The 14,817-nt window shown below is 37.8% G+C and carries 14 protein-coding genes and 1 pseudogene; 13 read left to right on the top strand and 2 right to left on the bottom strand.

Annotated elements, in window-relative coordinates; all coding sequences use genetic code 11:
* Nucleotides 1–63: 63 nt before the first annotated feature.
* The 5 genes from HMPREF1117_RS06470 to HMPREF1117_RS06450 all read left to right on the top strand — a co-directional run bounded on the left by HMPREF1117_RS06470 (nt 64) and on the right by HMPREF1117_RS06450 (nt 4,868).
* On the top strand, nt 64–1,020 hold the full coding sequence (locus HMPREF1117_RS06470) for a TIGR01212 family radical SAM protein (protein ID WP_007556777.1): 957 nt from the start codon (nt 64–66) through the stop codon (nt 1,018–1,020).
* Nucleotides 1,004–1,561 carry a tRNA (mnm(5)s(2)U34)-methyltransferase gene (locus HMPREF1117_RS06465; protein WP_000828443.1) on the top strand — a complete coding sequence of 186 codons (558 nt, stop codon included), beginning with the start codon at nt 1,004–1,006 and terminating at the stop codon, nt 1,559–1,561. The genes HMPREF1117_RS06470 and HMPREF1117_RS06465 overlap by 17 nt, the downstream gene beginning before the upstream one ends.
* Nucleotides 1,554–1,808 (top strand): hypothetical protein, encoded by a 255-nt coding sequence (locus HMPREF1117_RS06460; protein WP_000361087.1) that lies wholly within the window; start codon nt 1,554–1,556, stop codon nt 1,806–1,808. The genes HMPREF1117_RS06465 and HMPREF1117_RS06460 overlap by 8 nt, the downstream gene beginning before the upstream one ends.
* A gap of 11 nt (nt 1,809–1,819) precedes the next feature.
* Entirely contained in the window at nt 1,820–3,874 is a 2,055-nt protein-coding gene (locus HMPREF1117_RS06455) for a cation:proton antiporter (protein ID WP_000421663.1), read from the top strand.
* A gap of 133 nt (nt 3,875–4,007) precedes the next feature.
* Nucleotides 4,008–4,868, top strand: a complete 861-nt coding sequence (locus HMPREF1117_RS06450; RefSeq protein ID WP_000759488.1) for a YihY/virulence factor BrkB family protein — start codon at nt 4,008–4,010, stop codon at nt 4,866–4,868.
* 95 nt (nt 4,869–4,963) lie between these two features.
* Here the strand turns inward: HMPREF1117_RS06450 and queA are convergent, their stop codons facing one another.
* Nucleotides 4,964–5,992 (bottom strand): tRNA preQ1(34) S-adenosylmethionine ribosyltransferase-isomerase QueA, encoded by a 1,029-nt coding sequence (gene queA, locus HMPREF1117_RS06445; RefSeq protein ID WP_001090132.1) that lies wholly within the window; start codon nt 5,990–5,992, stop codon nt 4,964–4,966.
* A 150-nt stretch (nt 5,993–6,142) separates the two neighbouring features.
* Between queA and HMPREF1117_RS06440 the strand changes: the two genes are divergently transcribed.
* On the top strand, nt 6,143–6,850 hold the full coding sequence (locus HMPREF1117_RS06440; protein ID WP_000864594.1) for a glucosamine-6-phosphate deaminase: 708 nt from the start codon (nt 6,143–6,145) through the stop codon (nt 6,848–6,850).
* A 203-nt stretch (nt 6,851–7,053) separates the two neighbouring features.
* Here HMPREF1117_RS06440 and HMPREF1117_RS06435 read toward each other — a convergent pair whose 3' ends face one another.
* Entirely contained in the window at nt 7,054–7,638 is a 585-nt protein-coding gene (locus HMPREF1117_RS06435; RefSeq protein ID WP_000821239.1) for a rhomboid family intramembrane serine protease, read from the bottom strand.
* A 212-nt stretch (nt 7,639–7,850) separates the two neighbouring features.
* On the opposite strand from HMPREF1117_RS06435, the gene rpsU reads away from it, so the two are divergent.
* The 7 genes and pseudogenes from rpsU to HMPREF1117_RS06405 all read left to right on the top strand — a co-directional run.
* Nucleotides 7,851–8,027, top strand: a complete 177-nt coding sequence (gene rpsU, locus HMPREF1117_RS06430; RefSeq protein ID WP_000048054.1) for a 30S ribosomal protein S21 — start codon at nt 7,851–7,853, stop codon at nt 8,025–8,027.
* A gap of 128 nt (nt 8,028–8,155) precedes the next feature.
* The gene (gene hprK / locus HMPREF1117_RS06425) at nt 8,156–9,091 is read left to right on the top strand and encodes an HPr(Ser) kinase/phosphatase (protein WP_000115153.1); all 936 of its coding nucleotides are present in this window, start codon (nt 8,156–8,158) and stop codon (nt 9,089–9,091) included.
* Nucleotides 9,084–9,872, top strand: coding sequence for a prolipoprotein diacylglyceryl transferase (gene lgt / locus HMPREF1117_RS06420; protein WP_000886667.1), 789 nt, complete (start codon nt 9,084–9,086; stop codon nt 9,870–9,872). Before hprK ends, lgt begins: the two co-directional genes overlap by 8 nt.
* Complete coding sequence (locus HMPREF1117_RS06415; protein WP_000889490.1) at nt 9,873–10,256, top strand: DUF948 domain-containing protein; 384 nt, start codon at nt 9,873–9,875, stop codon at nt 10,254–10,256.
* Nucleotides 10,257–10,270: 14 nt separating this feature from the next.
* Complete coding sequence (locus tag HMPREF1117_RS06410; protein WP_000517362.1) at nt 10,271–10,660, top strand: YtxH domain-containing protein; 390 nt, start codon at nt 10,271–10,273, stop codon at nt 10,658–10,660.
* A 136-nt stretch (nt 10,661–10,796) separates the two neighbouring features.
* A pseudogene (locus tag HMPREF1117_RS11605) lies at nt 10,797–10,979 on the top strand (hypothetical protein); the annotation flags it as partial.
* 291 nt (nt 10,980–11,270) lie between these two features.
* Nucleotides 11,271–14,817, top strand: a 3,547-nt coding sequence (locus tag HMPREF1117_RS06405; protein ID WP_000267264.1) for a Rib/alpha-like domain-containing protein, incomplete at its 3' end; no start/stop codon positions are given.

The following is a 14,817-nucleotide window of genomic DNA, read 5'->3' as shown; positions in this document are numbered from 1 at the left end:
ACGAGAAACAGGGGAATTTATGGGAAAGTCAGGCTTTTGAGATTGTTGGTGTTTTTTGTTATAATGAAGGTTATGAAATCTTATAATACCTTGAATGATTACTATCGAAAACTTTTTGGAGAAAAGACCTTTAAAGTCCCTATTGATGCGGGGTTTGACTGTCCCAATCGTGATGGAACTGTGGCTCATGGTGGCTGTACTTTTTGTACGGTTTCAGGTTCTGGAGATGCGATTGTGGCACCGGATGCGCCTATTCGTGAGCAATTTTATAAGGAAATTGACTTTATGCACCGCAAGTGGCCAGATGTTCAGAAGTATCTGGTTTATTTTCAAAATTTTACCAATACGCATGAAAAGGTTGAAGTGATTCGGGAGCGCTATGAACAGGCTATCAATGAGCCAGGTGTGGTAGGAATTAATATCGGAACACGGCCAGATTGTTTACCTGATGAAACCATTGCGTATTTAGCTGAACTATCAGAACGCATGCATGTTACAGTGGAATTGGGCTTGCAAACAACCTTTGAAGCAACTTCTGATTTGATTAACCGTGCCCACTCCTATGAATTGTACGTGGAAACGGTCAAGCGTTTGAGGAAGTATCCCAAGATTGAGATTGTTTCCCATCTGATCAATGGACTTCCTGGTGAAACCCATGAGATGATGATTGAAAATGTCCGCCGCTGTGTCACAGATAATGATATTCAAGGGATTAAACTGCATTTGCTTCATCTGATGACCAATACACGTATGCAAAGAGATTATCATGAAGGGCGACTGCAACTCATGAGTCAAGAAGAATATGTCAAGGTCATCTGTGACCAACTGGAAATCATTCCCAAACATATCGTCATCCATCGAATTACAGGAGATGCACCTAGAGATATGCTGATTGGGCCTATGTGGAGCCTCAATAAATGGGAAGTCCTCAACAGCATTGAGTTGGAGATGCGACGTCGTGGAAGTGTTCAAGGATGCAGGGCTGTAAAACAGGAGTTTGAAAATGAAAAGACCACTTGAGATGGCACATGATTTTTTGGCTGAGGTAGTGACTCAGGATGATATCGTAGTGGATGCGACTATGGGAAATGGCCATGACACGCTTTTTCTGGCCAAGCTAGCCAAGCAAGTCTATGCCTTTGATATTCAGGAACAAGCCTTGGAAAAGACGCAAGAGCGTTTGGACCAGGCTAGCCTGACAAATGCCCGGTTAATCTTGCAAGGTCATGAGACACTGGACCAGTTTGTGACAGAAGCCAAGGCAGGGATTTTCAATCTGGGCTATTTGCCATCAGCTGATAAGTCTGTCATTACCCGACCTCAGACAACGATTGAAGCATTAGAAAAGCTGTGTGGCTTACTTGTTAAAGGTGGACGGATTGCTATCATGATCTACTATGGTCATGAAGGAGGCGACCTCGAGAGGGATGCTGTCTTGGATTTTGTTAGCCAGTTGAACCAACAAGAGTATACAGCTACTATTTACCGAACTTTAAACCAAGTCAACAACCCACCATTTTTAGTGATGATTGAAAAATTAGAGAGATATAGACATGGATAAACAATACCTACGTGAAAAGCTGGATGCCATGCGCCAGAATTTTGTCGAATCAACCCACCACGAACGAGCAGTAGGTGTGTTAGACCAAGCGCATATGAGCAAAAAAATGCTTAAAATCAAGAAAAAATTAGTTGCTCTTGAAATGGAACGGTGCCAGAGAAAAATTGAGCACAAAGACTGTTCCAAGATTGACCAAAAAATCAAAGAGCAGAAGGAGATATTTGAAACCTGTTGTAAAAAAGATTAAGGAGGTCGTGCGTGGAATTACTGATTTACCTCATCCTATTTTTACTGGTCTTGATTGTCTCGAGTACAACCAATAAACTCCTGCCCTTTTTGCCTCTCCCTTTGGTGCAAATTCTTTTGGGAATCGTGATTGGTCTCTTTTTACCCAATACTGATTTTCATCTCAATACAGAGTTGTTTTTGGCCCTGGTTATCGGACCCTTGCTTTTCCGAGAGTCGGAGGAAGCAGATATTACGGCTATTTTAAAACACTGGCGCATCATTGTGTATTTGATTTTTCCAGTCATTTTCATTTCAACCTTGAGTTTGGGTGGACTGGCTCACTTCCTTTGGATTGCCCTTCCTCTGGCGGCTTGTTTAGCTGTTGGAGCGGCTCTAGGACCGACAGATTTAGTGGCCTTTGCTTCTCTTTCTGAGCGCTTTCGTTTTCCAAAACGTGTGTCTAATATTTTAAAGGGTGAGGGGCTTTTAAATGATGCTTCCGGTTTGGTAGCCTTTCAGGTAGCCCTAGCTGCTTGGACTACTGGGACTTTTTCACTGAGTCAGGCTGGTAGCTCTCTTATCCTTTCGATCCTAGGTGGTTTTGCTGTGGGTTTTGTGACCGCGATGATTAATCGCTTCCTTCATACACTTTTATTGAGTTTAAGAGCGACAGATATCGCTAGTGAACTTTTGTTAGAACTGAGTTTACCCTTAGTGACCTTTTTTCTAGCTGAAGAAATTCATGTTTCAGGTATTATCGCAGTTGTCGTAGCAGGGATTTTAAAGGCAAGTCGTTTTAAGAGAATCACCTTATTGGAAGCTCAGGTAGATACGGTCACAGAAACTGTTTGGCAAACAGTGACCTTTATGCTCAATGGTTCTGTCTTTGTGATTTTGGGAATGGAATTAGAAATGATAGCAGAGCCTATATTGTCTAACACAATCTATAATCCCCTTTTATTACTGGTATCAATTGTCCTACTTACTTTTTTACTCTTTACCATTCGTTTTCTAATGATATATGGCTATTATGCAGTTAGGACAAAACGCCTCAAGAAAAACATGAAAAAGTACATGAAGGATATGCTTCTTTTGACTTTTTCAGGTGTGAAGGGAACTGTATCTATTGCGACCATTCTTTTGATACCTAGTCACCTTGAACAAGAATATCCCCTCTTACTTTTTTTAGTAGCAGGTATAACCCTACTAAGTTTCTTAACAGGTTTCTTAGTTCTTCCTTATCTTTCTGATGAACAGGAAGAAAGCAAGGATTATCTCATGCATATCGCTATTTTAAATGAGGTAACTCTTGAATTAGAAAAAGACTTGGAGGGTACTAGAAATAAACTCCCCCTCTATGCAGCAATCGACAATTACCACGGTAGAATTGAAAACCTCATTTTGAGTCAAGAAAAAAAGGATGCTCAAGAAGACTGGGAAGCCTTGAAACTCCTGATTCTTAGTATAGAGAATGATGCCTTGGAACAGGCCTATGAAGAAGAGAAAATCAGCGAACGTGCTTATCGAGTTTATCAGCGTTATTTAAAAAATATGGAAGAAAGTATCAATCGCAAACTGGCTTCAAGATTGACCTATTATTTCCTTGTATCTCTTCGGATTTTGCGTTTTATTCTTCATGAAATATTTACTTTGGGTAAGACTTTCCGTTCATGGAGTGATAAAGAAAAAAGACGTCTTAGGGCGCTTGATTATGATCAAATCGCAGAATTGTATTTGGAAAATACCGAGTTAGTCATCGAAAGTTTGGAAAACCTTAAAGGAGTTTATAAGAGTTCTCTGATTAGCTTTATGCAAGAGTCTCGTCTTCGTGAAACAGCGATTATTACGAGTGGAGCTTTTGTAGAACGTGTTATCACACGTGTGAAACCGACCAATATTGATGAAATGCTAAGGGGATATTATCTAGAAAGAAAGTTAATCTTTGAGTATGAAGAAAAAAGATTGATTACTACAAAATACGCTAAGAAATTGCGGCAAAATGTCAACAATTTAGAGAATTATTCCTTGAAGGAAGCAGCCAATACATTGCCTTATGATATGGTGGAATTGGTAAGAAGAAATTAGTTAATACTCTTTGAAAATCAAATTCAAACCACGTCAGCGTCGCCTTACCGTACTCAAGTACAGCTTGCGGCTAGCTTCCTAGTTTGCTCTTTGATTTTCATTGAGTATAAGATTGTAAATAAAGGAGTATGATATGAAGAAGTGGTGGAAAGAGCTGATAGACAAGCCTTTATTAAAAGCTTTTTTACATTATTATCAAGCATCAGATAGTGAGTTGACTAGCGTCGCAGTGGCCTACTATTGGTTGATTTCGATTTTCCCCCTGCTTTTGGTGGTGGTCAATATCCTCCCTTATTTTCATATTTCTGTTTCAAATTTTTTAAACGTGACTAATGGATTTTTACCTGATACGGTTTATGATGTTGTTGCAAAAATTGTAATGGAAGTTCTAACCCAGCCATCAACAGGTTTACTGAGTTTTGCGGTCTTATCAGCTTTATGGACTTTTTCAAAGTCTATGAATTATCTCCAAAAAGCTTTTAATAAGGCTTATGGAGTAGCCAAGAGTAGAGGTTTAATTTACCAGCAATTGATGAGTTTACTAGTTAGTTTTGGCTTGCAGATTCTCTTTGCTCTAGCTCTGTTTTTGAGTGTCTTTGGTCGCATGCTCCTCAACTTTATCAAAAGCTACTGGAAATCGGATAGTCCTCTCTTTGATTATCTGCAAGACCTAACAGGACCCTTGGTCTATGCCTTAATTTTTGCGATCTTAGTGATGTTTTATTATTTTCTTCCTAATGTTAAAGTGCCACGAATACGTTATGTTTTACCGGGGAGTATTTTTGTCTTGCTGACACTAGCTTTGATCATAAATATCTTTTCGGCTTCTATTAATAATTACATCAATAATCTCGTAGACGTCCGTTTTGTAAGTTCTATTATTTTTGTAGTGACCATGTTTTGGTTTATTTTATTGGCCAAGATATTGATTATCGGTGCAGTGATCAATGCTAGTTTTCAAAGTTTGAAAGATCCAAATTTTAATATGGATTAAATGTTTGAGTTAAGAAATACCCATAAAATAAAAATAGAGATTCACATAAAAGGTGAATCTCTATTTTTATTGGAAATCTTCAGTCCAGCTTTTATTTAGTAAATAAACATGGCATCACCAAAACTAAAGAAGCGGTAATGTTCATTAATGGCATGTTGATAAGCATCTAGGACAAGTTCTCGTCCAGCAAAGGCTGAAACCAGCATGACTAGAGTTGATTTTGGCAAATGGAAGTTGGTTGAGAAGGCATCCACAACCTTCCATTTATAGCCAGGTTTGATAAAGATATTGGTCCAGCCAGAATCTGCTTGGATTTGCCCCTCAAACTTGGAACCAATAGTCTCCAAGGTGCGGATAGAAGTAGTTCCGACAGCGATGATACGACCACCATTTTCTTTGACAGAGCGAAGGGTGCTAGCAGCCTCCTCAGAAAGCTGGTAGAATTCTGAGTGCATTTCGTGTTCGTCCAGATTGTCAACTGAAACAGGTCTAAAGGTTCCGAGTCCGACATGAAGAGTCAAATAGACTAGATGAACACCCTTAGCTTGGATTTCTGCTAGCAGTTCTTTGGTGAAGTGAAGACCAGCAGTAGGTGCAGCAGCAGAGCCACTTTCCTTGGCGTAAACAGTTTGATAGCGTTCACGGTCATCCAGTTTTTCGTGGATATAAGGCGGTAGCGGCATTTCACCCAGACTTTCCAAGACTTCTAGGAAAATTCCTTGGTATTCAAAGCGGACAATGCGCCCCCCGTGGGTCAATTCTTCCGTAACGACTGCGCTGAGGCGACCATCACCAAAGCTGACACGAGTACCAATCTTGAGGCGTTTGGCAGGTTTAGCCAGAACTTCCCACTCATCGCCACTAATGTTTTTGAGTAGGAGCAGTTCCACATGACCTCCTGTTTCCTCTTTTTGACCATAGAGGCGGGCAGGGAGAACACGGGTATCGTTCATAACAAGTGCATCACCTGGTTCCAGCATATCAATAATAGAGTGGAAGTGTTTATCCTGCATTTCTCCAGTTTCACGGTTGACAATGAGGAGTTTAGAGGCATCACGTTTTTCAAGAGGCGTTTGGGCAATCAATTCCTCAGGCAAGTGGAAATCAAAATCAGCTGTATTCATATATTTGTTCATTCTTTCTAAGTTCTAATCCTATCCATTATAACATGTTTCAAGTTTGGACGCTCTTTTTTTGAAAATTAAACCGTTTTCACTTGACAAAAATTGGTCTATACCATATAATAAATATAGATTGAAACGGAGGAAGAAAAGATGAAAGTTATTAAAGTTGAAAACCAAATCGAAGGTGGAAAAGTTGCTTTTGAGATTTTGAAGGAAAAATTGGCCAATGGAGCTCAAACCCTAGGACTTGCGACAGGAAGTAGTCCACTTGAGTTTTATCAAGAAATCGTATCTAGCGATCTTGATTTTTCAAATCTAACAAGTGTCAACTTGGATGAGTATGTAGGTCTTGACGGAGACAATCCTCAATCATACCGTTACTTCATGCAAGAGAATTTATTTAACAAAAAACCATTCAAAGAAAGTTTCTTGCCACGTGGGGTTAAGGACAATGCTGAAGCTGAAGTAGAACGTTACAATCAAATTTTGGCTGACCATCCAGTTGACCTCCAAATCTTGGGAATCGGTCGCAATGGACATATCGGATTTAATGAACCTGGTACTCCATTTGACAGTCAAACACACCTAGTCGAACTTGACCAGTCTACTATTGAAGCAAACGCACGTTTCTTTGACAAGATTGAAGACGTTCCAACCCAAGCCATTTCAATGGGGATTAAAAATATCTTGGATGCCAAGTCAATCCTTCTCTTTGCTTACGGTGAGTCGAAAGCAGAAGCCATTGCTGGAACCGTGTCTGGTACAGTGACTGAGAACTTACCAGCAAGTAGCCTACAAAACCACCCAGATGTGACGATTATTGCAGATGCAGAAGCGCTCAGCTTACTTGAAAAATAAAAAGTATAAAAACCACTTGCTCTTTGGAGTGAGTGGTTTTTTACTTCAAATGTTCACTATCCTGCTAAAAGAAATTTTTCTGTAAATTCCCGTAACAATTGTCGATATTTCATATAAAAAGGTATCCAATAGAAAATTATTAAATGTCTGTAAACTGTGATATAATCGTATTGACTATTTTTTATGATACTATACGATTTTTATTAAGACAGTCGATAGTTGTTGATGCTGGAAACCATGATATAACTGGCAATTCCTGACATGTGAAGAAAGGTTGAAATCCAGCCTGTTATATTTGGTAGAAGCATGGTGAGAGATAGAACGATTAAAAGGATATAAAATAGTTTTAATCCTAAATTGAAATTTTTCCATATACTAAACATATTCATCACCCCACCCGTTACAAAAGCATAGCCGATAGCAGAGATACCCGATGCCTGAATTTCTTGATTCTGTGTTAATATATGGAATACAATTGAAGATATTACCATAGAAGTAATAAAAACTAAAAATACATATTTTGATCCCCTTTTATACTCCAATAGCCCACCAAAAGGAAGTAACATTAAAGTATTTAAAACTAAATGAAACCATATAAACCATACTGGTGCTTCTTTACTTCCATGCATAAATGTACCACTAAAGTATTGCCAACAATAAATTGGCTTTGAATGAAATGCAAATAAGTCATACATTACACTTCCCAAAAAGGTAGTAAGAATTCCTAGCAATAAACAAATTACAACTAAAATACTGACCACAGGGCAAATTTTTATGATTCTTTTCATGTTATAGATTCACTTCTAAATAATACTAATTTTTGCTAATCAATATGTGTCACTATTATATCATTTCCATCTATAAATGTTAATCAATTTTAACAAGATTAACAACAAGATTAAAATTGAAGATAATATAAGTTTATGGCAGTTTTTTCTTGACAATTATACCTTTTACGTGTAGAATAGAATAGATCTTGAACTTGAAGGGAGTGAAAAAAATGTCTAAAACAGTAGTACGTAAGAATGAATCTCTTGACGACGCTCTTCGTCGTTTCAAACGTGCGGTTACTAAAGCTGGTACTCTTCAAGAAACACGCAAACGTGAATTCTATGAAAAACCTTCTGTAAAACGTAAACGTAAATCAGAAGCAGCTCGTAAACGTAAAAAATTCTAATTAAAATGAAAGGCTAGAGAAATCTAGTCTTTTTTATTTAAATAAATACTAGAAACCCTGCAAAAAACTGAAACTTCTAATCACAATTTGATATAATAGAAATGAAAACTCATTTGAAGGAGGAAATGATGTCAGTTTTAGTAAAAGAAGTGATTGAAAAGCTCAGACTAGACATTGTCTATGGCGAACCAGAATTGCTTGAAAAGGAAATCAATACCGCGGACATTACGCGACCTGGTCTTGAAATGACAGGCTATTTTGATTATTATACGCCAGAGCGAATCCAGCTCTTGGGAATGAAGGAGTGGTCCTATCTCGTTTCAATGTCCTCTCACAACCGTTACCAAGTCTTGAAAAAAATGTTTCTACCTGAGACACCTGCGGTCATTGTTGCTCGTGGTTTGGTGGTTCCTGAGGAAATGTTAAAGGCAGCCAGAGAATGTAAGATTGCCATCTTAACTAGTCGTACAGCTACTAGTCGTTTGTCTGGAGAGTTATCTAGCTATCTGGATTCTCGTTTGGCAGAACGTACCAGTGTGCACGGGGTCTTGATGGATATCTATGGGATGGGTGTCTTGATTCAAGGCGATAGTGGAATTGGTAAGAGTGAGACAGGTCTAGAGCTTGTCAAACGTGGTCACCGCTTGGTAGCAGATGACCGTGTTGATATCTTTGCCAAGGATGAGATTACTCTTTGGGGTGAACCAGCTGAAATCTTGAAACACTTGATTGAAATTCGTGGGGTTGGGATTATCGATGTTATGAGCCTCTACGGTGCGAGTGCGGTCAAGGATTCTTCACAAGTCCAGCTGGCTGTTTACTTGGAAAACTATGATACGCATAAGACCTTTGATCGTCTAGGTAATAATGCTGAAGAATTGGAAATTTCTGGCGTTGCCATTCCACGGATTCGAATCCCAGTTAAAACTGGACGTAATATTTCAGTGGTTATCGAAGCGGCCGCTATGAATTATCGTGCTAAGGAAATGGGCTTTGATGCGACTCGTTTATTTGAAGAACGCTTGACTAATCTCATTGCTCGAAATGAGGTGAACGATGCTTGATCCAATTGCTATTCAACTAGGCCCCCTAGCTATTCGTTGGTATGCCTTGTGTATTGTGACAGGTTTGGTTCTTGCGGTTTATTTAACCATGAAAGAAGCACCAAGAAAGAAGATCATACCAGATGATATTTTAGATTTTATCTTGATCGCTTTTCCACTGGCTATTTTAGGTGCCCGTCTCTACTATGTCATCTTTCGTCTAGACTACTACAGTCAGAATTTGGGAGAGGTGTTTGCCATCTGGAATGGTGGTCTGGCTATTTATGGTGGATTGATTACAGGGGCGATTGTTCTTTATATCTTTGCAGATCGTAAACTCATCAATACTTGGGATTTCTTGGATATTGCCGCCCCTAGTGTGATGATTGCTCAAAGTCTAGGTCGTTGGGGAAATTTCTTTAACCAAGAAGCCTATGGTGCTGCAGTAGATAGTTTAGATTACCTGCCTGGTTTCATTCGTGACCAAATGTATATTGATGGGAGCTACCGCCAACCAACCTTCCTTTATGAGTCACTTTGGAATCTACTTGGATTTGTTTTGATTCTAATTTTAAGACGAAAATGGAAGAATCTCAGAAGAGGTCATATTACTGCTTTTTACTTGATTTGGTATGGTTTCGGTCGTATGGTTATTGAAGGATTAAGGACAGATAGCCTCATGTTCTTTGGACTTCGTGTCTCCCAATGGTTATCAGTTGTTCTTATTGGTCTGGGAATCTTTGTTGTTGTTTATCAAAATCGAAAAAAAGCCCCTTTCTATATTACAGAGGAGGAAAAGTAAATGTTAGAAATTGCTTATATTCTTGTTGCCCTTGTTTTAATCGTTTTTTTAGTCTATCTGATTATCACAGTTCAAAAGGTTGGTCGTGTGGTTGACGAAACAGAGAAAACTATTAAAACCTTAACTTCAGATGTGGACCTTACCTTGCATCATACCAATGAATTACTAGCTAAGGTTAATGTTTTGGTTGATGATATCAATGTAAAAGTAGCTACAATCGACCCACTCTTTAGTGCTGTAGCAGATTTGTCAGTTTCTGTTTCAGATCTTAATGGTCAGGCCCGTGTATTAAGTAAAAAAGCTTCATCAGCTGGTACAAAAACGATCAAGACAGGCGCAAGTTTGTCAGCTTTACGTCTTGCAAGTAAACTATTTAAAAAATAAAAAGGAGAAATCATATGGGAAAACTATCTTCAATCTTTTTAGGCACTGTTTCAGGTGCAGCCCTTGCCTTGTTTTTAACTAGTGACAAGGGTAAGAAAGTTCGTAGTCAAGCGCAAGATTTTCTGGACGATTTGAGAGAAGATCCTGAATATGCGAAAGAACAAGTCTGTGAGAAATTGACTCAGGTTAAGGAACAAGCGACAGATTTTGTTTTAAAAACAAAAGAGCAAGTAGAAGCTGGAGAAATCACTGTTGACAGTGTGTTAAATCAGGCTAAATCGTGTGCTCGTCAAGCGACAGAAGTATCAAAAGATACCTTCAATAATCTCAAGAACCAATGGCAAGAAAAAGCCGAAACTCTTGATGAATCAGAAGAGATTGTTATTGACATAACAGAAGAATAAATTTAGCTATATTCACTTTCACATTATGTGAATGCTGATAATTATTTTAAGACAGTAATCAAATTAAGATTTCTGTCTTATTTTTTTGCAATCAAAATGATCTATCATTTATATGGATGTTTCATTTTAATATAGTATCGGCTTTCGTAATCAGGAAAATGCTCCCTTGGACGTCCAATTTAACCCCAATAATCTTTTGAAGTCAGACCCCTATATTTTAGCAGTTATCAACAATGAGTATTTGGCTACTTTAGCAGAATTAAATTCAGAAGGGAGGGAACCTCTCTTTTTGATGTCTAAAATACTTTTTCACATTTGAGTTGATATTTATATACTTTAAAGGTAAGGCATCCCTTAGATAAATTGGTTTTAAATTTTTACATATTTTCAAATATTTAAAATATTTTGGGGATTTAATGGTAATTTATTGAATTTTAAAGGGCAATTTGTTATCATAAAATTGTATCCTGGGTACAAAATAACTAGTATAAATAATATGTATATAAAATACAGATTATTTACACTTAAGGAAACTATGTATAGTGTTTTTTTATGTATGTTTATAAGAATGAATGCTATATTAATAGAGAAAATATGGAGATTGTAAATCATGTGGAATAAGCAACAAGATTGCAGGGCGGAGAAAGAGCTTCGTTATAGTATTCGTAAATATAAGTTTGGTGCGGCGTCGGTAGCTATAGCAGCCTTGATGTTTTTGGGTGCACGCGTTGCGAGTGCGGATAGTCTAGTTGACAAGACTTCACAACCTAATGCGGGTGTAGTGAACCCTGAAAATAAGGCTGAGTCGCCTGTAGGTGTTACTTCATCTACTGAAAACAAAGTAGATGAAGTAAATAAATTCTCAGAAAAGCAAGCGCTTATAAATAATGCAAATAGCGCACCTACAGTTGATAAAGCCAAGTTAAGAAAAGTAGTTGAAGAATTAAGCTCTCTTCTTTCAACTAAATTAAACCTTGACGAGTCAGTAGTATCGCCTGTTAAAGATAGACTTCAAAAAGGGAAAGAAGCCCTAGAAAGTTCTGAGCTAGTTCAAAAGGATATCGATGAACTTGCAGAACTCTTATCTAAAGATGTGACAGTTGTATCAGCTACTGCTAAAGAAGCAACTGAGGTTCAAGTAGATAAAAAAGTTGATAAACAAGTAGATAAAACTGAGAAGCCAGTTGAAAACCTAGCCAACCAATCTTCTCCTGAAGTAAGCGCAAGCGAAGAGAGTCAAACTGTATCAGCTAAAAAAGATTCTTTGAAAGTATCTGTAGATCAATTGCAGGCAGCTGTTTTGGAATTGCCTGAGCATGAGACAAGCAAAGAAGTTCTTGAAAAAGCTAACGAACTCTTGGTATTAGCTCAAGGGGTTATTCAGAATACAAAGATTTCTCCTAACGATATTGAAGATTTAACAAAGCGTGTGAAGAAAATGTTTAACTCTGTTAAAAACGCTACAACACGTTTGACTTCAGGTGCTCGTGACTCACGTAATGGTCAGAGAATTCCTCAAGGGACACAGTTTAGAGCGGGTACGCAAATCGATTCAGGAGCATTGAGAGATATTAAATACTACGCATCTGTTGATCCTAGTACCAATGGAGGAAAAGGAACAAGAAATGATGATCCAGACTTTACTGAAAATAAAACTGTAATTAAAGCATTTTACCAAGAGGATTCTGCGGGTAAATGGATAGTATATGATGTATTTTTCAATAATGATGGAAGAAAGATGACTGATAAGTCATATGGGCAACACTATTATTTCCAACCACCGTTTAATATAATGGATCCAGCAAATATAGTAAAAGATTTAAGTTTTACTCGATATCGTAAAAATGGTGGAACAAGACTTTCTGATGGATTCCAAGGGTTTGAACAATATGGAAATTCAGCAGAAATAACTAATCCTTGGACTCAAAAACAACGAATTTTCAATGGAGATAGAAGAACTTTTTATGATCCAAACTCGGGAGTAGCGCGAGAAAATCAAAAACCTCAAGTATTTAAAAATAATGCTAATGATCCAATTTTAAATCAGATTGTTAGAAAGAAAGATGGTAATTATACAGGAGGGGTTACATATAATCTTGGTATTGAAGCTCGTCAAGAAAGTACAGATTACGCAGTTCATATGCATGCAAAAGTCAAATTAAAGAATGATGTAACTGAAAATGAAGCTAACGAATACGGTAGAGTTTTTGCTGCTTCTGTTACATCTGGGCCTACTACTAATCAATCATATGTTGTAGGTGCTAGAGGAACTAGTTTAAAACCTAAGGATACAATTCCACCTACAATTACTGCAAATGGAGCAACAGTTACAAAAAATGAAAAAATTGTAGATATTCCAGTAACAGCTGAAGACAATAAAGGCGGAGTTGGAATGCGTCCAAACAATCCAATTGAAGTAACTGGATTACCACAAGGATTAACATTTACGAATGGTAAAATTACTGGAACACCAACAGGACCGGTAGGAAATAGTACAGTAACTATCAAGGCCTATGATAAAAATGGAAACAAGGCTGAAAAAACAATTACCATTACAGTAAAAGATCAAGCATCTAAGTACAATCCGACAGGAGACACGTTAACAGTTAACCAAGGGCAAACGATTACTGATGATGCAGTCAAAGCAAAAGTGAAGAACTATGCACCTGGCTCACTTACTGTTTTAAGTAAACCATCAACAGCTAAGCCAGGAAACGTAGGGAATGCGGTAGTAAAAGTAACATACCCAGATGGATCGTCTGAAAATGTAAATGTACCAGTTACAGTATTAGAAGCACCAGATACACAACCTCCAACATTAGCTATTACACCAGCTAATCAAACAGTAGTTGAAGGACAAACTGTAACCTTTACAGTAACAGCAAGAGATAATAAAATTGTTAATCTTGATGCTAATGATTTTCTAACAAAATACGGTACTAGGGTCTTTTCAGGGAAAGCATCTGTAACTTCACCAACAGACACTGATACTGAAAAAATAAGACGAATTACGATTACAACAACGGCAGAAGATGTTGGTAAGACTAATACAATTACTTTTAATGCTACGGATAATGCTAATCACAGAGCGAAACCAGTGAGCTTTACTTTTACTGTAACTTCACGTGACAAGATAGCTCCAACAATTACAGCAGGTGATGCTACAGTAACAAGCCGTGAACAAATCACACCAATTTCAGTAACAGCGGTGGATAACCCAGGCGGAGTGGGATTACGCGATAATAATCCGATTGAAGTATCAGGATTGCCAGCAGGATTAACATATGCGAATAATCAAATTACAGGAACACCAACAGGAGCGCCTGGAAATAGTACAGTAACGATTAAAGCTCATGACAAAAATGGGAATACGGCTACAAAAACAATCACAATTACAGTAAAAAGCCAAGCAGATGCTCATAATCCAACAGGAGCAGGATTAACTGTAAACCAAAACCATACCATTACAGATGCAGAATTAAAAGCAAAAGTAAGTAACTTTGCACCTGGAACATTATCAATTGTAAGTAAGCCGTCAACAACTAGAGCAGGAAACGTAGGAAATGCGGTAGTAAAAGTAACATACCCAGATGGAACGTTTGATAATGTAAATGTACCAGTTACAGTAACCGACGTAACAGGGCCAACAATTACAGCGGAAAGCGCAACAGTAACGAAAAATGAATCTATTACCCCAATTCCAGTAACAGCTGTAGATAATACAGGTGGAGTAGGAATGCGCGATAATAATCCGATTGAAGTAACTAATTTACCGGCAGGATTAAGATATGCGAATAATCAAATTACAGGCACACCAACAGCAGGAGTAGGTTATTATACTGTAACAATTAAGGCGTACGATAAAAACAATCGTTCAACTACAAAACAAATTAGAATTACAGTTCAAGATCAAGCATCTAAGTACAATCCAACAGGAGAAACCTTAACAGTTCCATATAACCATAACATTACGGATGATGAAGTGAAGGCAAAAGTACAAAACTTTGCTCCAGGAACTTTAACGGTACAAAGTAAACCGTCAACAAATACATCAGGTAATGTAGGAAATGCGGTAGTGAAAGTAACATACCCAGATGGTTCACATGATACAGTAAATGTTCCAGTAGTCGTAGGACGTCCAAATAAAGATGATTACA

Origin of the sequence: Streptococcus sp. SK643, from assembly GCF_000259505.1 — a bacterium.
Lineage (GTDB): Bacteria > Bacillota > Bacilli > Lactobacillales > Streptococcaceae > Streptococcus.
Note: the sequence above shows the minus strand (reverse complement) of the source record. Positions and strands in the feature narration are given on the sequence as shown.